The sequence below is a fragment of the Luteimonas gilva genome (assembly GCF_005239095.1).
GTDB classification, from domain to species: domain Bacteria; phylum Pseudomonadota; class Gammaproteobacteria; order Xanthomonadales; family Xanthomonadaceae; genus Luteimonas_C; species Luteimonas_C gilva.
In genome coordinates this window covers 455,402-473,532 of the sequence record NZ_SZUA01000002.1, presented here as the reverse complement: position 1 = coordinate 473,532, position 18,131 = coordinate 455,402, and the positions used below count along the sequence as shown (strand labels likewise).

The window sequence follows — 18,131 nt, the reverse complement described above, 5'->3', positions numbered from 1 at the left end:
ACTTGCATGCACTGAGAGCCGCATAGGAGGGCCTAAACCGATTCGAGCTCGGTTGCGCGCCGTAACGCCCGGAATATGATTGCCCCCCTTGGATTCGTCCGCTTCGCGACTTGGCTTGATGCATGCGATGCATCGCGTTTCGCGCGCTATCAATACGCCCGCTCGCCGGCTTCCAGCATCAAATCCAAAAATGCGCGCACGCGCGCGGGCAGCAAGCGCGCGCTGGGGTAGAGCGCGTGGATAGGCGAAGGGAGCGGCTCGAAACCGCTCAGTACGACGGCCAGTTCGCCGGTCGCGATGTACGGCGCAACCTGATAGTGCAGAGCGCGCGTCAAGCCGCCGCCTTCGCGGGCGTAGTCGATCGCGGCATCGCCGCTGTTGGTGATCAGGCGCGGACGGATCGCGATGCGCAGTTCGCGCGCGTAGTCCTGCGGATCGGCGAACAGCCAATCGCGGGCCGCGTGCGCCGGTCCGAAACTGATGGTGTCGTGCGCATCGAGTTCCAACGGGCCGGCCGGCCGGCCGCGCGCGGCCAGATAAGCGGGGCTGGCGACGACCACGCGTCGCGTAGAGCCGATCCGGCGCGCAACTAGGCTGGAATCGTCGAGCGCGCCGATGCGGATGGCCACGTCGACGGCTTCTTCGATCAGATTGACGTTGCGGTCGTTGAGCAGCAGTTCGGCGGTGACCTCCGGATGGCTCGCGAGGTAGCGCCGGAGCACGTCGGCCACATGCATGCGGCCGAAGATCAGCGGCGCCGTCACCACCAGCTTGCCGCGTGGACGCACCTGTTCGCCGCGCGCGATTTCGTCGGCGGCGTCCGCTTCGGCCATGACGCGCCGGACGTGCTCCAGATAGCGCGCGCCGGCCTCGGTGATGCGCAACGAGCGCGTGGTGCGTTGGAGCAGGCGGACGCCGAGGTGCGTTTCGAGCGACGTCACCGTGCGCGTCACCACCGGCGGCGATAGGCCCAGGCGCCGCGCCGCACCCGCGAAACCGTTCGCATCGCAGACGGCCGCGAAGACCGCCATGGCGTTGAGCCGGTCCATGATTATTCCTGTTTTAGCAATGGTGAAGTGTCATACCCACTGATTATCGCCGCAACAGGAAAGATTCACAGTAGGCCTCGCAGCCCACCCGTCCCCTGCCCTCGGCCCTACGGCCGATGGCCTTAAGGAGTTCCTCATGAACAAGACCCTATTGAGCCTGGCGCTGGCGTTCTTCGCTGCCGGCACCGTCCAGGCCGCTTCGCCCTCCGCGCCCTCGCCCGCGACGCCGTCCGCCGCAGCGGTCGAACAGGTGCGCTACCGCACCACGAACATCGACGGCGTAGACGTGTTCTACCGCGAAGCCGGCCCCGCCGACGCGCCGGTGTTGTTGCTGTTGCACGGCTTTCCCGCGTCGTCGCACATGTTCCGCGATCTCATGCCGCGGCTGGCGCAGCGCTATCGCGTCGTCGCGCCGGACTACCCGGGCTTCGGCTATAGCGCCGCGCCGCCGCGCGACCGCTTCGCCTACACCTTCGACCACTACGCGCAGCTGCTCGACGTATTCGCGCAGCGGCTCGGCCTGACCCGCTACGCGCTGTATGCGATGGATTACGGCGCGCCGGTAGGCTTCCGCCTGGCTACGGCGCATCCCGAACGCGTGACCGCGATCGTCGTGCAGAACGGCAATGCCTACGAAGAAGGAATCGCCGGTTTCTGGGATCCCATCAAAGCCTATTGGCGCAGCGGCGCGCCCGCCGATCGCGAAGCCTTGCGCGCCGCCTTCGGCGCGAAGTCCACGCAATGGCAGTACACGCACGGCGTGCCGGATCTCTCGCTGGTCAGCCCGGACGCATGGACCGTCGACCAGGCGCGGTTGGATCGCGCGGGCAACCAGGACATCCAGCTCGATCTCTTCTACGACTACCGCAACAACCTGCCGCTGTACCCGCAATGGCAGCGCTACTTCCGCGAGCGCAAACCGCCGATGCTGGTCTTGTGGGGCCGCAACGACGAGATTTTCGTCGCCGCCGGCGCCGCGCCCTACCGGCGCGACAATCCGAACGCGCAGATCCGCATGCTCGACACCGGCCACTTCGCGCTGGAAACGCACGGGCCGCAGATCGCCGGGATGATTCGCGACTTTTTGGATCGGAACGTGTCGCGGACAAAGCAGGCGCCTTAACTGGCGATCCGCCTCTCCTACCCGGGCGCGGCGCCGCTCGCAGCGCCTTCCGCCTTCGGCAACGGCACTTTGAACTCGATCTTCGCCAGTTGCTCCGGCGCCTTGCCCCGTTTGCGCAGGAACGGCAGCCAGCGCGGATCGGCGTGGATCTTGGTCAACAGGTCGTCGGACACGATCCCGGCGAGGCCGGGGTCCTGGTACTCGACTGCTTTATCGAGCCATTCGAACGCCTTGTCCGGCTCGCCGAGATAGGCGTATACACCGGCGATGTTGTAGGGCGCGTCCTTCTGGTACTTCGCGATCAGCGCGGACAGCGCCTGGTCCGAGTCGGTTTTGCGCCCGAGCGCGTAGTACGCCATCGGCAGGCCGATCATGCGGTACGCATCGTTCGTTTCCTGCTCGATCTCGGCGAGCGCGGCCTCGGCGTCGCCCTTGAGCAGCAGCACCACGCTGAGTTGGTAATGCGCGCTGCCGTTGTCCGGGCTCAAGCTCAGCACCGTGCGGTAGGAGGCGATCGCCGCGTCGTAGCGGCCGGCGCAACGCTGCGAATAGCCCAGCACGTAGAGCCACCGCACGTCGACCGGATCGCGGCCGACGATCGCCTCTTCGATCGCCAGCGCCTCGTCCAGACGGCCGAGGTTGCGGAGCAGGTCGGCGGCGTTGTTGAGCACGCCTAGGTTGGTCGGATCGAGCGCCAGGGCGCGCTCGAAGCGCTGCGCCGCGGTGGCGAGATCGTTGTCGCCGTACATCGCGATGAAGCCGAGCCCGGCGTACGCCGGCCCGTAATCCGGGTCTATCGACAACGCCTTTCCGTACGCCTCGCGGGCGCGGGCCAAGCCCTCCTGGTTCGGAAGAACGGCGATGGTCGTCTTGCTGACGAAGTTCGCCGCCAGGCCTTCCCACGCGGGCGCGTAGCGCGGATCGATCGCCAATGCCTGCTGGTACAGCGCGTCGGACTTCGCCAACGCCTCCGCGTTCAACTGCCGTCCGAGTTCCCGGGCTTGCAGGTACCGCGCGTACGCCTGCGGATCGGTCGCGCGCGCCTTCGGCGATGCGCCGAGCAGCTTCACCTTCAGTTCCTTGACCACTTCGCCCGCGATCTCGTCCTGGATCTTGAAGATGTCGTCGAGCCGGCGGTCCCAGGTGCGCGACCACAATTGCCTATCGCTGCGGGCGTCGACCAGCTGCACCGTGATCCGCACCTGGTTTCCGGCCTTCTGCACCGAACCTTCCAAGACGTGCGCCACGCGCAGCCGGCGCGCGATCTCCGGAATGCCGACATCCTTGCCTTTGAAGGCGAACGACGAGGTGCGGGCGGTGACCTGCAGCTGCGGGTTCTTGGCGAGCAGGTTCAGCAGCTCCTCGGAGATGCCGTCGGAGAAATACGCCTGGTCCTTGTCCGAGGACAGGTTCGCGAACGGCAGCACCGCGATCGACCGTTCCGGCGCCGCGGCCTCCGCTGCGGCGTTGACGCCGTGGCGCAGCACGAAGCGATCGGTCAGCAGCAGCACCACAGCGACCGACAGCACGCCGATGATCGCGAAATCCCATTTGCGGCCGGCGCGGTGCGCGGCCGCATCCGCCGGATCGATCTCGCTTTCGCGCTTGAGGCCCTCCGGCGTGAACTCGTAGAACCATGCGAACGCCACCCAGAACGGGAAACCGACGATCCCCGCGATCACGAACCAGCGCGCGACCCAATCGTAGTCGCCGAACAGCGGCGCCAGCTGGGCGATGCCTTGCGCCAGCGCCCATACCGCGCCTACGTACAGCACCGCCGCACGGATGACGTTGCGCCGCTTCAGCTCGGAAAACAGGCCGCGCTTCATGACGCTCCCCCGCCGGCCGGTGCCGACTCACGCGGGCCGAGTGTCGGCAAGTTCATGGAAATCCGCAAGGTGCCGGAATGCTACTTCGGCAGATTCGAACGAATCAGGTCCACGGTTTCGGTTAGTCGCCCGGCAGAAGCCCGTACCCGCTCGCGGCGCTGCGCATCTCCGCTTGGATCGTGCGGCGTACCCCTTTGCCGTCCGGCGCTATCGAAGGTCGCGAGTTGCGGCGGGCCTATCCCCCAATCGCTCCCCTTCTGCCGGGGCACGACGTGGAAATGGAAATGCGGCGTTTCTTGCCCGCTATAGACGCCGTTGTTTTGGAACGTGAGTATTCCCAGGGGTTGGTATGCCTTGACGAGCGCCTCTGCGACTCTCTTCGCCGAGACCAGTACGGCCTCGCACTCTTGGCGAGAAAGATCGAGCAGCGTCGCGACATGCCGACGCGTGATGACGCAACATTGGCCCATTTCGAACTGCCACGGATTGATGACGGTGAGCGTATGTTCGCTTTCGTCTATGACTTTCCATCTTTCTTCGCGACCTGCCACGCAAAGGTCGCACGGATCTCTTATGGGAAGCTCGATCAATCGCCCTCTCCTGTTCGGCCGGCAGGTCGACGCGAAGAACGCTCGTCGAGTCCGGCTTGGCCAAAGCCTACGCAATCCAATCGCGGCTAATTTAAAGCATATCTAGTCCACTGGACCGGCAGGCCTTCGGTCCGGCCATTTTATGTCCACTCTAAAAAAGCACCAGCCGGATCTGCGCCGGGCGTGACGTATCCGATACCGGTCGGCTCAGGGTGCGCTGGTCCGGCGCGTAAGCCGCAAAGAATATCTGCGGCGCTCGAGGTACGGCTCGAACCGCTCGCTTTCCGCCAGATGCGGGCTAGTCCAAGGGATGCGCCGGTGTTGGCATCGCAATGGCATTCCATGCATTGATGATGAAATAGCGAGCGCGGTTCCAGGAAACCGAGGGCTCGAAATCCTCCCAGTCCGAATTGATCCAGCACTCGCATTGCTCCCAGGCGCTGGCGGGGTACCGCGTCCGCTCCAAGACCGCGAATTTCAGGCACGCCGCTTGTAGTTCCTCTGCAGTCATCGATGCGTCCAGGTGGGGCCATGACCACGGTAAAACTATCTCCGTGCAGGCAGCGTGGTAACGCTTTGCTTGATCAGCCCTGCCTCTGAACGCTTCAGCTGCGCGTCGCGTCGGCACTGCACTGCCGCGTCGGCGCCTAGCCATCGGCGGCTAACGCGGCAATTCCCGGTTGAGGTGGGTCGCGGCCACGGCGGCGTGTCCCACCGCCACCGAAATCTGGTTGAGTCCGCTGGCCACGTCGCCGATCGCATAGACACGCTCCACGTTCGTCTGCAGATACCTGTCCACCTGCAGTTCGCCGGTGTCGGTCGCTTTCAAGCCCAGATCGCCGAACAGCGAGTCGGCTGGTTCGCAACCGAGGAAGGGGTAGACGGTGTCCAAGACATGGCTTTTGCCTCCGGCACGATAGGCGCATTTTTCGCCATCGAAGGAAAGCTCTCCGCCGGCCGGCAATACCGCGAATCCATCCAAGCGCGCTCCGTCCGGCGGACGGAGCGAAGCGGCGGTAGGCAGCAACACGATTTTCGACGAATAGGCGCGCAGGAATTCCGCGTGCGTGACGATTTCGTCCAACGGCCCGTAGACGCCGATGACCTGGTCCCGCGCCTCGAACGCATCGCACACCGCGCACAGCCGCACGGCGCCGCACTGGATCGCCTCTTCTATCCAATCCACTTTCGGCAATCGGTCGCGGATGCCGATGGCCAGCAGGATCGCCGAAGCCCGGATCTCGCGATCGCCCGCCATGGCGACGAAATCCGGGCCGTCCTTGACGATGCCGCTAACGCGGCCTTGATGGAATTCGGCGCCGAACGAGCGCGCTTGCTCGCGCATCCTGCCGAGCAGATCCGTTCCCGAAATGCCGTGCGGAAATCCAGGGCAATTCTGGCTCTCCGGGATGTAGCGCGCCCGGCTTCGCCCATCGTCCAACACCAGGCAGCTGCGCAGATAGCGGCGTAAATAGGTGGCGGCGGTCAATCCTGCCGGTCCGCCGCCCACGATCAATGCATCCCAGGTCTGGGCCATGACGGCTCCGCTTCGGCATAGGATCGGCATCATGCCCGCGTCGAGGACGCGAATGCCATGGACGATCGGAACGGCAGCGCCAGGCTAGACCGCCGGCGGATCCGTTTCGCGCTCGAAATGCCGATGCTTTTTCAGTGCGCCGATGAAATCGGCTTCGAAACGCGCCTTGGGTTTGGCCACCAGCAAGAGTCCCTTGTCCGCGGTGCCGCTGGGCAGTCCGGAGAGCTGCACGAGCTCCACCGCGGCGCCTAACGCCAAGATCGTCTTGCAGTGGCGGAATTGATCCTTGACGAATTCGATCGCGCGTCCGTCCTGCGACAAGGCTTGCGCGCCATCGGGCATCGCCAGACCATCGAACAGCACCGAGGGTTCGTTCTCCAAGGACGCGTCGGCTTCCAGCGCGGAGCCGTCGGCCGCGGTAAAGGCGCCCACTCGGCTTCCCACCAAACGGCCGACCGCACCGGCCTGCAAGAGGGATTGCTGCAACGAAGATACCTGGCCGGCGTCGACGCCGTCGGCCACGAAAATGGCGATTTTCCTGGATGCGATGCTCCCATCGCCCGGATGCGACGACAAGGACAGGAAATCCGACTTGCCCACTTCGGGTTTGGGCGGACGCGCGAGCGCGCGCGGCATGGGCTCGGGCAAATCCAAGCCCAGGCCTTCGGCGACCTGCGCCGCAAGGTCTTCGGACACGTTCCGCAGCATCGAGACCACCCGCCTGCGGATGGCCGGCACGGTCAGCTTCGAGAGCTCGAAGCGGAACGCCGCGGCGATATGGGCCTGCTCGACCGGCGCCTGGCTGTCGAAGAACAACGAAGCTTGATTGAAATGTTCGGCGAACTTCTCGGGTTTGCCCCTCACTTCGTCTTGCTCGACCAGTTCGGGAAAAGAAACGAAACCCGCGCCGCCGGCTTGGAAGGGGCATCCGCCCGCGAGCGAGTTCGGCTCGTAAGCGACCCGTCCGCGGTGGATCGCCTGCCGATGCATGCCGTCCCGCTGGTTGTTGTGGACGGGCGCCAGCGGGGCGTTGATCGGGATTTCGTGGAAGTTGGGCCCGCCCAAACGCGAAATCTGCGTATCCACATAAGAGTGGATCCGCCCGGCGAGCAAGGGATCGTTGCTGAAATCGATGCCGGGCACGACGTGCGCGGTGCAAAAGGCCACCTGTTCGGTCTCGGCGAAGAAATTGTCGGGGTTCCGGTCGAGCACCATGCGTCCGATCGGTTTCACCGGCACGAGCTCTTCCGGCACGATCTTGGTGGCGTCCAGCACGTCGAACGAGAATTTCTCGGCCTCCTGCTCGGTGAACACCTGCACGCCCAGTTCCCATTCGGGATAGGCGCCGGCCTCGATCGCTTCCCACAAGTCGCGGCGATGGAAGTCCGGATCGCAGCCCGACGTCTTGACCGCTTCGTCCCACACCTGGGAATGGGTGCCGAGTTTGGGCGTCCAATGGAATTTGACGAAGCGCGATTCGCCTTCCTCGTTGACGAAGCGGAAAGTGTGGACGCCGAAACCCTGCATCATCCGGTAGCTTCGCGGTATGGCCCGGTCCGACATCAGCCACATCAGCATATGGGTCGACTCGGGCATCAACGACACGAAGTCCCAGAACGTATCGTGGGCCGATGCCGCCTGCGGCATGGCGTGGTGCGGCTCCGGCTTCACCGCGTGCACCAGATCGGGGAATTTCATCGCGTCCTGGATGAAGAACACCGGCATGTTGTTTCCGACCAGGTCCCAGTTGCCTTCGTCGGTGTAGAACTTGACCGCGAATCCGCGCACGTCGCGAGCGGTGTCCTTCGAACCGCGTTCGCCGGCGACGGTGGAGAAGCGGACGAACACCGGCGTTCGCTTGCCTTTCTTCTGGAACGGAGCGGCGCGCGTCAACTCTTTCAGCGACGCATAGCTCTCGAAGAAGCCGTGCGCGCCCGAACCGCGCGCGTGCACGATCCGCTCTGGAATGCGCTCGTGGTCGAAGTGGGTGATCTTCTCGCGAAGAATGAAATCCTTCAGCAGCGCCGGCCCGCGGATGCCCGCTTTCAGCGAACTTTGGTTGTCGGCGACGGGCACGCCTTGATTGGTCGTCAGGCGCCGATCCCCGGAATCCACGCGCACGCGGGTGAGCGGATCCACCGTGGGATTCGTTCCCGGCTCCGCCGGCGAACCTGTCTTGCCTGAATCGTTCACCTCGGAAAGCGTGCTCGCGCCTGCGCTGGGCGAGGCGAGTTTCGCGGTCCGTCCCGCCGGCGGTTTCAAGCTGTTGGGTCGTCCGTATTCGGTCGCCTTCGTGGCGTTGAACGTCACTTTGCCGGCGGTTTTTTCCGTATCGGCAGCGCGCTGCGCCAGCGGATCCGTCGTGTCGGACCGGAGTTTGTTCGCCGAACTATCGGTATTGCGAGCGGCTGAGGCGGCGGCAACCTTCTTGGCTGCGGGTGAAGCGGGCTTGCGGCGGCTGGCCATGATGCGAAGCTCGAAGATGCCGGATCGGCTCCGCACACGCTAACAATCCGATCGTCATGGCGATGTAACGAGCGCGCGGCTTAAGCTGGCCCCGTCAATCTGAATGCGAATGTCGATGCGAGACGAATTCGAGACGACGCCATGCGCTTGACCGTTCGCACGGGTACCGCCGGCTGGTCGATTCCTTCCGTCCATCGCGACAGCTTCGCGGAGGGCGATTCGATGCTGGCGCGATACGCCACTCGCTTGGATATGGCGGAGATCAACTCTTCGTTCTATCGCCCCCATCAACGCAAGACCTACGAACGCTGGGCGGCGAGCGTGCCTGCGGCTTTCCGGTTCGCCGTCAAGCTGCCCCGCGCTGTCACTCACGAGCAACGATTGCGCGCGGCCTCGCTTCCGACGGACCGTTTTGTCGAAGAATGCACGGGGTTGGGAGAAAAGCTGGCCGTGGTTTTGGTGCAGCTTCCTCCTAGCCTGGCATTCGATGGCCGTGTCGCGGCGCCTTTCTTCGCGATGCTTGCACGTTCTCTTCCCGCAGGCGTCCACATCGCGTGCGAACCTCGCCATCCGACCTGGGCGCAGCCGCGCGCAGAGGAATTGTTCGAGCGCCTCGGCATCAACCGGGTAGGTGCGGACCCGCCCGTGATCGCGCCCGACGGCGCGCCGTCGGACTACGGCTCTTGTCGTTACTGGCGGCTCCACGGCGCGCCGCGCGTTTACTACAGCAACTACGGCGAAGAAGAGCTGAGCGCGCTGGCGATGCGGGTCCGTGCGCTGGCGCACGGCAAACCGGCGTTCGTGGTATTCGACAACACCGCCTCGGGATGCGCCACCGCCAACGCACTGGCTTTCAAGGACATGCTGATGGCAACGCCTGCGGATCGAGGCGCCGGATTGGTGGGCCCACCAGGACTCGAACCTGGAACCAAAGGATTATGAGTTCCCTAGAGAAACCATAAGCCACTGAAAGCTATACGAATAGGTGCGAAGTCTGACGAAGCCTAAAGCAGTTACGAATCAGCAGGTTGGCGCAGTTTAGCGAAGTGCGCCAAAGCCTGTCGGTGTACCGCTCTTGTACCCGCGCCGAGCACAGCGACGACGGGGCCCACTAACTCATTGTGGAGGGTGCGCTAATTACCACGCACCCATCAATTCCGTCGATTTTAGAGACGCCTTCCCTGAATTTTGCATGCTCCTGCGTCGCGCGCGTACAGTCCCACAGGAAGCTGACGATCCGCGCATCCTTGTATTTCGTGTCAGCGCGATAGAGAGACGCATCTTCGGCGATCTCGCCAATGAGCGTCGGGAAGGACTTCTTCACGTCTTTCCGGTACTTGACCTCGATAATTGTATGGAGCGACGGCAGGTAGAGATCAATGCGCGGATTCTTTTGCCCGACGGGTTGGAGATTCACTTCGTCCGCTATGTCGTTGAAGATCGGCGCGAGTAGGACGTAGAGAAGGTTCTGGACGTGGTATTCGTTTTCTACCTGCCACTTGACGGGTTCTGCGCCTCTCGTGCGCCCCGCGTCCTCCCACGTCCATCGCTTGAGACCGACGGGGATATGCTCCAGAAATCCTAGGAGGTCGTCGAGGCTCCAGCCTTTCGGTGGCACCACGGCCACGTCCTGATTGACCTGATCGAAGACGTAAACCATCAGGCTCAACAGCGCCGTCGAAGCGTCTTCTTGCGCCTGCGCCCGGAACTCGGCCATGAAGCGGCTGAATAGGGAAAGGCGAATCTGGTGATCGTCGATTCGCCGTATCGTCCGATAGTGAAGAAAGAGAGGAACGCAGGCGCTGCTATAGACGGCGGAGTCGCCGCTGCATACATACGCAGCGATATCTTTCTCGAAGAGATTGAGATGGTCGCCGCTGACCTGCTGGGCCAGAAACCCTGAAATCCAACTCTCGAACTCGCGGGCAATGCGCGCGTCGTTCATCTGTCCGGCCAGCCATTTCACCGCCATGACGCCGAACATGTCGGAAACCCACGGACGTGGCGTGGAGTCGATCTTAGCGGCCTGGCCGAGCAGGCGAGAGACATCCAGACTCGAAACGGCTTCGTCCAGAACGCCGAGGCCCGCAATCGCGCACCGCTGATACAAGGATAGCGTCGCAAAGTCGAAGGACGGAACACCGTCCTTCGACAAGCCCAGAAAATACAGAAGGGAGGATTTGAAAGGGTCGGCGTGCGCGCTCTCGCTCACCTTGCGGTGCAGATACTCGCGCAACTGGTATGCGTTTTCCTTCTCTATAGGAACCATTGGGATTGCCCGATCTTCCCGATCATCACCGAGTCGTTCCAGCCCGGAAGCTGGTTCAGCCATCCGAGATTCCGGGCGATCAAGTCGGAATAGCTGATAGTCACCGGCATGGGATTGGGAAAGTAGCTGCGCCAGGAGTGCGATGCGAAGCTGTAGAGCTGGGCGCTCAGATACGTGATGTCCTTGAAGGTCGAGTCCTTGTGAACCTCGAGGATCACGCCGCGCGGATGTCCGTCTGTGTCTTGACGCAGTTCGCGCTGGCCGATCAGGTAGACAAGCATTTCGTGCTTGGAAAGCTTGAATGTCTTCCCGCGCGGCGGAGCCAGCCGACCCTTCTGCACGCCAGCCGTCGCAGAGTCGAACATGTGCAAGCCGTGATCCTCCGAGACTTTCAGGAAGGCGTACTCGATCTGATATTCACGGTACTTGTCGATCACGGCGCGAACGGCTTCGACCTCTTCCTTGTTGAATTTCTTGACCTGCGCATGAAAGATCAGGCGGATCGTGTCGCCCTTCTGCCAGTTCATCCGCTTCTGAATCTTCTCTATCGTCTCCCCGAGCACGGCGGTCAATGCTTCACAGTAGGCTTCCGGCACGACCGCCTTCGAGGTATTCGAGACGATGTAGCTGCCATCTCCGGAGAAGACCGTGGTGATGCCCATGATCCGCTGATGGTCGGCGCCGCGCTCTTGCCCGATATTCGCGCTACCAATTCCGATCACGAGTTCATGCGAGAGAGTCGGCGAGGCTTTGAGAAGCCAAGGGACGCCGCCCATCTTCGCGTAGCAGGCCAGTGCCATATTGTTGAGCGAGTACCCAAGCGAATAGTCGGACTGCGCAAGAAGCTCTATCGTGAAATCCTGCACCGGAACCTGATGCAGGAAGAAAAGGCTCTTGCCGAGATAGTACGGATTGTCTGTAACCTTGAGCTTCTTGAAGGACTGCCGGACCTGCACGAGGGCCAAGTCCCAGCGCCCGCCTTCATCCGCTTTCTTCCGGATCGCGGCCTCGATGGCGTTCTTGTACGCGTCCACGCTATCGGTGACTGTCGCGAATACTTCAACGCGGCTGGTTCCAAGCGTGAACTTGCCTTCAAGGCCGCTACTGAAATATTTACTGTTTGAGATGCCTTTCAGGAGCTTGCGAACGAACTGTTCGACGCGTCCCTTGTCGTGTTGGCCGCAGATCACGCAGATCGACGGGTCATTCCTATCGAAGGTGCGCTTCGTATAGGGGCCGCTCTGTGTCAGACCCTTCTCGGCCCAATCCGCTTCGCCGTTGTCGTTGAAGACGAACACTGGCTTCTGCATCTGTCCGCAGTTCTTTTGGATGTTGGGTGAGTCCTCGATCTCAATGCGCGTTCCGTCGATCAGCGGGATGGTCTTCGACTGGATGTACTTCTTGAGCGTGTCGATGCGTGCCTTCTTGTTCTCGCCTCCATTGAATATGGAAACGGATTGCCGAATACGATCGACGATGGCATCTTTCTGCGCTCCATGCGTATGCAGAATGTAGTCGTCGAAATTCGTCCGGCTGGCCTCCAGGTACACGTTCTTCGCCTCGGCCTGAACAACCTGGCCGTCAGGCCGCGTGACATGGAGCGTTTCACCCTTGCAGCCGCTCACCGACCCCAGAAGCTTTCTGTATCCGTCGTCCTGTTCTGTGACAACGTAGCGGCTCATGAGATCGAACCCAGCATTCAGGAAGAACAGGCCGTTCTCTTTGAGTACGCGGCGCGTTGTGCAATCAATAACAAGGCACGGATGGCCCTGCACGGTACGGGTGTCAATTGAGTATTTGGCGCAGATCTTGAACGGGTACGCATCTCCAAGAATGGGGACTAGAAGATTGTCCTCCGGCTTGGCGCTCACCAACTCGATGGGGTTAAAACCGGATGGGTTGCGGCCCAGTCCGGCGAGATGCCGGGTCAGTCCGTCCTTGACCAGCGAGCAGAAGATACCGAAGTTGTCCTTGAGCGCGATCGTCTGCGGCGTGCCAGATGCTGGGAACGTGCCGTCCCCCGAGAAGATCAGAATGTTGTCGCCCTGCCGGCGGAAGGCGTGCGTCGCTCTATGACGGTCGCGAAGGTCATCCAGGGTTTCCTTGTCGTACTGAATCTGGAGGACTTCAAGCTCCAGCTCGGGGACTTTCAGCGGAAATGCGTTCAGGACAATCGACAAGATCCACCCCTTTTATGCCCGTGAAGCTTCCACCGCGCGGTACCCCGCGAATTAGTCCTAGTACGCGAGGAGATTGATACGAAGGCTGCCGTGGCCTGCCGCTTGACCGGCCTCATGACAAGCACGGTGTTCATTGCTGCCTCTCCAGAAGTGGCCATTGTTCAGCGACGTACTTCTCTGCTGCGTCGCGAACGACCCATGCTACGGAGACCTTCTTGCTCCGGGCGATGGCCTCCAGCTTTTCGTAGAGTTCGGGCGGGAATGTCACGGACGCCCTCGGAGCCGGATCACGCTTGGGCTGTGAGCTTGCAATGTCTTTCGTCGCAGGCATGACCTAAACACTTCGAACCAGATAGTGCACCACTTTACACCAAAGTGGTGCACACTCCATCGATGGCGCCCGGTCTCGTCACGGTAGGCAGTGCGCCGGGCCAACTTAGGCGTGCCGGGGTTGAATCGCCGCCCTGAAGTGCCCCTTTAGCCGTCAGATTCACTCACCACGGCTTGCGCTAGGGTTATCCCCTCGGTCGGGTAGACCTGCGGAAAGCGATCATTCTCCCGGCACCAGTGGGCCGCTGGCGGTGAAAGCCACGCTATCAGCTCAATGATTTGAGCGTGATGCTTGGGAAGGTTCCAACCAAGAATGGGCTCGTGATGGGCGATACGGTTGCGCAGTATTCGGATGGGAGTCAGCGCCCCGGAGAAGCTCTTCCGCTTCAGCCCTTTTGGCGCGCTTGGATCAGCTATCAGATGCAGTGTCTGCTGCCACAGCACCTCATAGTCCTTGTTGAACATCGTCGTCCAGAAACTGAAGGTAAGGGCGGCGACCACCCTCCCAGCCGTGACAGGCTTTTTTGCCCCTTCGAGTTCGGCAACGGCGTCGGCAACTTGCCCCGGCTGGTAGGGGCCAAGGATGATGGTTTCGTCCTTGAACCACTCCTCGCCCTTAGCGTCAGCCAGCACGGTATGGATGCGGTTCCTGAGCGCCACCTCAAGCGTTTGCAGAGGGGTGTACAGGCTCTCGGAAAGGCAGGTATTCAGGCTGTAAAGTTCGATCGCCCGGCCACGCTCCCCCGCCGCCCAAGCCAGATAGCGGCCAAATCGCTCTAGGGAGAGTGCCTCTTCGAAATTCTCGTGCGTCATGCCTTCCTGAACCGACCCTCAGCCTGGTCTTGCAAAATTTCCCCACCTGGGGTAAGTTGCGCCCGTAAACCCCGGTACCGTCTCTGCCCGAAAGGGTACGCGGCCGGGGTAAATTTTTATTTGGACTTCGCCTTCAAGCCGCCTGGCTTCACCAGCTGAGTCTTCCGTTCCGCCCGCTCCTTCCTTTCTGTTGCGAACTCCGGCTCAAGCGCCTGTACCTTCTCGACCAATCCGTCTAGATGGTAGATGTTGCTGTTCCAGTCGCCAGCGGCAGTCTTGCGCAGCTGCCGCTTGATCAAGCCCGCCTTTTCCATCTCGCGGACGTTGTTCTGGACGGTCTTTTCAGTGCAGCCGATACGCTGTGCCAGGTCCTTCTTGCTAGGAAAGGGCTTGCGTGCAGGATCGAACCAGTAATCCAACAACTGGATGCAGATGTTCAACTGCATGGGGCTCAATCCCAGGCGACGTTGGCCCTTGATCAGAATGGACGGGATGCCCGCGTAGCCGTGGCTACAGACAGCCTTACCCCAGATCCGTTCGGTGGATGAAATCGTCTTTTCGGCCTTCGCCTTCGGGAAGTCGATGATTTCAGCTTCGGTTTTTTTGGCAGACATGGCGATAGCCTCCGTCGATTCGAAGCAAAGGTACGGTCGCCATATCCCCACTTCAATGGATTGACCGGCCCCCGGTAGGGAAACTCAGACACCCACCCGACCTAACGGTATTCGCGGTTGTTCCGAGTTGCGCTGTACGGTCAACGTTCCTTCGGTGGCCGCTTGATAGCCCCACCTAGGGGAGGATATTACCCTACTGGTAGGGTAATGAATGACCATACCCCTCGCGCACAAAATCGAGGCGTCGCAGCACAAGACGGCAATGATCGGGCACTTGGGTTCGCCCCACCATGACGGAATGTCAAAGTCGACATGCCATGTCGAACCCCACGACCGGGGTCCGCAGCACCTCTCAGCAGTCTTCTCCTGCTCGAATTTCCGCCACGGCCATTTCGAACAAGACAAAGGCTTGTGTCAGGCATGCGTCGTAAGAGCCTGACCTAAGGCCAACCGCATCGGCGTACTTCGACGCAACACCTGGCTCATCCCAGATACCTTCATCTTGGGCAAGCCGATGATAAGTGCGTGCCGTTCTGACAATTCCCTCTAAGGCGCTACCCAGTCGGCCGATATCGGCAGCTAGCGCATCAGCCGCATCTTGGCGACTCGCCTGTATGTTTGTCGGCTCACGAAGGAAATCATACGTTTCGCCCAAGGTATCGAAAATCGATATCGGGTAGCCCATGTTCCGAATCCTGTTCTAGCCAGTGCTAGCTAACGGTCAGTTCTGCGCATCCTCTGCGGCCCGAGGAGACGGTTCACGCCGGTACTTGGCTACGAACCGAGCAACAGCCACGTCGTCCGTCATGGAAAGGCTGCGGCGTTCTAATGCAATGGCTAGGGATGCTCCCCGAAGCTGGTCGATTCGTGCCTGGTCAGGACAGGCCTTCTCCTCCTCCTCGCCAATCGCCGCCGAATAATCCGCGATGTGGGTATTGGCAAGTTCGCTAGCCACTTCGTAGGCCAACACCTGCTCATAGGTGTACGTCATTCGGCTCTCCACGTGAACGTGCAAGTGGTACCACTTTGCGGCCTTCGGCCTATCCTGCCTTAGTCCTCAACTGCCTTTCTACATGTAGAAATCTGGCAACCCGGAATCTGTACGTGATGCTCTGGGCCCAGCAACCCGGAATCTGTACGTGATCGCTCTGGGCCGGCGACCCGGAATTTGTACGTGATCGTTCCGGCCTTACTCGTCGATGCGGCTGTGCCGATGCTCATGGACAACCACGACGCGCTGAATGACCGGGTGTACCGGATCGGGAATCCCATCGAGGCCGCTGTTGAACCACTTCCAGAACAGCCATGCAGCGATAGCGAGTCCGATGAGTGCAACCAGCGCGTAAAGGGCGAGAAGGAACAAGGCGGGAATCGGAAACCATTCCTGAAAGACGGGGAAGGATTCGTAGAGCCAGGCGGCTAGGGTCTTCATGATGGGCACTCCTGTTTGGGGTTGCTGGGTTGGGATGGTTCACCCTGCGCGGCCATCCCAACCCAGCAGCGCCAGAACAACCGTCATCCGGTAGCCCTGGCCGGCTCGGCATCTGCCCCGACCAAGGGAACGATCGCTTTCCCGCCGTCTTCTAGTGACAGGATCGTGCAGCGGCTGGCTTCAACTTCGGCCTCGGCGGCGTCGTTCTCGTACCGGATGCGCAACAAGCCGCGCCGGGAAGGCAACTGCTTCAACTGGACGGATGCAGGCCGACCATCAATCTCGACCAGCAGCAGAGGGCGAAAATTGACCTTGGCTACAGGCGAGCTTTCTTCCGTCCTTGCCACCCGGTCCGGCTTGGATTTTGTACGTACAAAATCCGATGTTTTGGGTGCTGTCGCTTCGGGCTTCGCCTTGTCGCTCTTGCCGCCGAGTTCATTGGCCAGGTCGTCAACCGACTTGCGGGTAATCTCCAACTGATCGCTCACCCAGGTCGCCACCTGGTCGGGGTGCTTCTCGTAGAGGTTCCGCAAGTAGTAGTGGGTCGTGGGTGACGTTGACTTGCCGGCTGCATAGGCCGCGGCCAGTGGTTCGGGCATGTCCACCAGCGCCAAATGCTCCGTGATGTAACGCGGTGGCTTTCCCAGGCTCTTGGCGATGAACGAATTGCTCTCGCCCAGCGCGCGACGCTTTTTGATGAATTCCGCGATTTCATGCGGCTTCATATCCTCGCGCTGCATGTTCTCGGTCATCTGGCCGTAGGGGTCATGTGCCTCGGCGATGTGCGCAGGGATGGTGGTCTTGCCGACGAGAATCGACGCACGATAGCGACGGTGGCCGTGGTTGATGATGTAGCGACCTGCGGCCTCCGGGTCTGACCGGAGAGAAATCGGGGTCGAAACGCCGCGCTGGCGAATGTCTGCGGCCAGTTCTTCAAGTGCAGCCTGGTCGAATTCCCTGCGCGGCTGGCCGGGGTCTTCGCGTATGTCGGCAATGTTGAATTCAACCGCCTTGCCATCCGGCTTTGCAGCCGGCTTGCCCGCCTCGGAAAGCGCGCTCTGTGCGAAGTCCAAAGCGGTCAGGTCAATTGCCATGCTGATTTACTCCTTGCGTCTGGCTGTCGAGGACACCCATCGTTGCGGCGATATGGGCAAAACTGGGTTCAATCTTGCGCCACGCATCGCGGGCGCTGGTTTTGCCGTGCTTCCAGATCGGCACGCCCTCGGCCTGGGATTCCTCGATAGCCGTAGTGCGGCGAATCAGCGCAAAGCCGCCAGAAGGTAAGGCAATGAGTAGCCTGGCGAAGTGCTGGACGATGATCGCCAGATTCTCTTTGTGGAACGGGGTATCCATGACCTGGTTCGGCAGAATCCCGATGAAGGTCAGGTTCGGATTCAAGGAGCCTTTAGCGAGGGTCACGCTCTGCACCAGAAAGCGAATTCCGTCGATGGCCTCCTGTGCAAGCTGCGTCGGTGCAACGAGGAAATCCGCGCTGATGATGGCCGACTTCATGCGAATGTCGTGCGTGGGTGCGGTGTCGATCACACAAACATCGAACTGCCCGCCGATTCTGGAAATGAAGGATTTGAAGTTGCCGGCCAACTCGTTGCGACGCTCCTTCTCCATGTCCAGCAAGTCAAGCTCATCGCTGCCTGGCATGACAACGAAACGACCCGCTTCAACGGTTGCATTCCTGTTCGTGAACACCTCTGCGGCATTGGTTGTCGAAAGCATTGCAGCCTGCTTGGTCGTGAGCGCCTTGGTACTGTTCCGCTGACTGTCCAGGTCAATGAAAAGCACACGAAGTTGCAGCTTGTCCGCAAGGTAGTGGGCGAACTGGCTGGCGATTGCCGACTTGCCGACGCCGCCCTTGCGGTTGGTTATCAGGATGGATTTCAT

The 18,131-nt window shown here is 61.4% G+C and carries 18 protein-coding genes; 3 read left to right on the top strand and 15 right to left on the bottom strand.

Annotated features, from left to right (window positions below; translation table 11 throughout):
- Positions 1-149: 149 nt before the first annotated feature.
- A complete protein-coding gene (locus FCE95_RS10110; protein ID WP_137266896.1) occupies positions 150-1,049 on the bottom strand; it encodes a LysR family transcriptional regulator in 900 nt (299 codons plus the stop codon).
- Between the two features lie 136 nt (positions 1,050-1,185).
- On the opposite strand from FCE95_RS10110, the gene FCE95_RS10105 reads away from it, so the two are divergent.
- Positions 1,186-2,172: an alpha/beta fold hydrolase gene (locus tag FCE95_RS10105; RefSeq protein WP_137266895.1), complete on the top strand. Its 987-nt coding sequence runs from the start codon at positions 1,186-1,188 to the stop codon at positions 2,170-2,172.
- Between the two features lie 17 nt (positions 2,173-2,189).
- Here FCE95_RS10105 and FCE95_RS10100 read toward each other — a convergent pair whose 3' ends face one another.
- The 4 genes from FCE95_RS10100 to FCE95_RS10085 all read right to left on the bottom strand — a co-directional run bounded on the left by FCE95_RS10100 (position 2,190) and on the right by FCE95_RS10085 (position 8,267).
- Positions 2,190-4,001, bottom strand: a complete 1,812-nt coding sequence (locus tag FCE95_RS10100) for a tetratricopeptide repeat protein (protein ID WP_137266894.1) — start codon at positions 3,999-4,001, stop codon at positions 2,190-2,192.
- A gap of 80 nt (positions 4,002-4,081) precedes the next feature.
- On the bottom strand, positions 4,082-4,591 hold the full coding sequence (locus tag FCE95_RS10095; protein WP_137266893.1) for an HIT family protein: 510 nt from the start codon (positions 4,589-4,591) through the stop codon (positions 4,082-4,084).
- Positions 4,592-5,252: 661 nt separating this feature from the next.
- Positions 5,253-6,128, bottom strand: a complete 876-nt coding sequence (locus FCE95_RS10090) for an NAD(P)/FAD-dependent oxidoreductase (RefSeq protein WP_189644723.1) — start codon at positions 6,126-6,128, stop codon at positions 5,253-5,255.
- An 84-nt stretch (positions 6,129-6,212) separates the two neighbouring features.
- On the bottom strand, positions 6,213-8,267 hold the full coding sequence (locus FCE95_RS10085; RefSeq protein ID WP_223266850.1) for a catalase: 2,055 nt from the start codon (positions 8,265-8,267) through the stop codon (positions 6,213-6,215).
- A gap of 37 nt (positions 8,268-8,304) precedes the next feature.
- Here FCE95_RS10085 and FCE95_RS17260 point away from each other — a divergent pair, with 37 nt between their 5' ends.
- On the top strand, positions 8,305-8,637 hold the full coding sequence (locus FCE95_RS17260; RefSeq protein WP_223266849.1) for a hypothetical protein: 333 nt from the start codon (positions 8,305-8,307) through the stop codon (positions 8,635-8,637).
- A gap of 98 nt (positions 8,638-8,735) precedes the next feature.
- On the top strand, positions 8,736-9,536 hold the full coding sequence (locus FCE95_RS10080) for a DUF72 domain-containing protein (RefSeq protein WP_137266890.1): 801 nt from the start codon (positions 8,736-8,738) through the stop codon (positions 9,534-9,536).
- A gap of 169 nt (positions 9,537-9,705) precedes the next feature.
- On the opposite strand, the gene FCE95_RS10075 is transcribed toward FCE95_RS10080, so the two are convergent.
- The 10 genes from FCE95_RS10075 to FCE95_RS10030 all read right to left on the bottom strand — a co-directional run bounded on the left by FCE95_RS10075 (position 9,706) and on the right by FCE95_RS10030 (position 18,131).
- Complete coding sequence (locus FCE95_RS10075; protein WP_223266848.1) at positions 9,706-10,926, bottom strand: PD-(D/E)XK nuclease domain-containing protein; 1,221 nt, start codon at positions 10,924-10,926, stop codon at positions 9,706-9,708.
- Positions 10,851-13,043 (bottom strand): argonaute/piwi family protein, encoded by a 2,193-nt coding sequence (locus FCE95_RS10070; protein WP_137266889.1) that lies wholly within the window; start codon positions 13,041-13,043, stop codon positions 10,851-10,853. Before FCE95_RS10070 ends, FCE95_RS10075 begins: the two co-directional genes overlap by 76 nt.
- A 130-nt stretch (positions 13,044-13,173) precedes the next feature.
- Positions 13,174-13,374 (bottom strand): ribbon-helix-helix domain-containing protein, encoded by a 201-nt coding sequence (locus FCE95_RS10065; protein ID WP_137266888.1) that lies wholly within the window; start codon positions 13,372-13,374, stop codon positions 13,174-13,176.
- A 146-nt stretch (positions 13,375-13,520) separates the two neighbouring features.
- The gene (locus FCE95_RS10060; protein WP_137266887.1) at positions 13,521-14,186 is read right to left on the bottom strand and encodes an Abi family protein; all 666 of its coding nucleotides are present in this window, start codon (positions 14,184-14,186) and stop codon (positions 13,521-13,523) included.
- 116 nt (positions 14,187-14,302) lie between these two features.
- A complete protein-coding gene (locus tag FCE95_RS10055) occupies positions 14,303-14,800 on the bottom strand; it encodes a helix-turn-helix domain-containing protein (protein WP_137266886.1) in 498 nt (165 codons plus the stop codon).
- 352 nt (positions 14,801-15,152) lie between these two features.
- Positions 15,153-15,485, bottom strand: coding sequence for a hypothetical protein (locus FCE95_RS10050; protein WP_137266885.1), 333 nt, complete (start codon positions 15,483-15,485; stop codon positions 15,153-15,155).
- Between the two features lie 36 nt (positions 15,486-15,521).
- On the bottom strand, positions 15,522-15,791 hold the full coding sequence (locus FCE95_RS10045) for a hypothetical protein (protein ID WP_137266884.1): 270 nt from the start codon (positions 15,789-15,791) through the stop codon (positions 15,522-15,524).
- 198 nt (positions 15,792-15,989) lie between these two features.
- Entirely contained in the window at positions 15,990-16,232 is a 243-nt protein-coding gene (locus tag FCE95_RS10040) for a hypothetical protein (protein WP_137266883.1), read from the bottom strand.
- Between the two features lie 83 nt (positions 16,233-16,315).
- The gene (locus FCE95_RS10035) at positions 16,316-17,326 is read right to left on the bottom strand and encodes a ParB/RepB/Spo0J family partition protein (protein ID WP_137266882.1); all 1,011 of its coding nucleotides are present in this window, start codon (positions 17,324-17,326) and stop codon (positions 16,316-16,318) included.
- Entirely contained in the window at positions 17,316-18,131 is an 816-nt protein-coding gene (locus tag FCE95_RS10030) for a ParA family protein (protein WP_189644722.1), read from the bottom strand. The genes FCE95_RS10035 and FCE95_RS10030 overlap by 11 nt, the downstream gene beginning before the upstream one ends.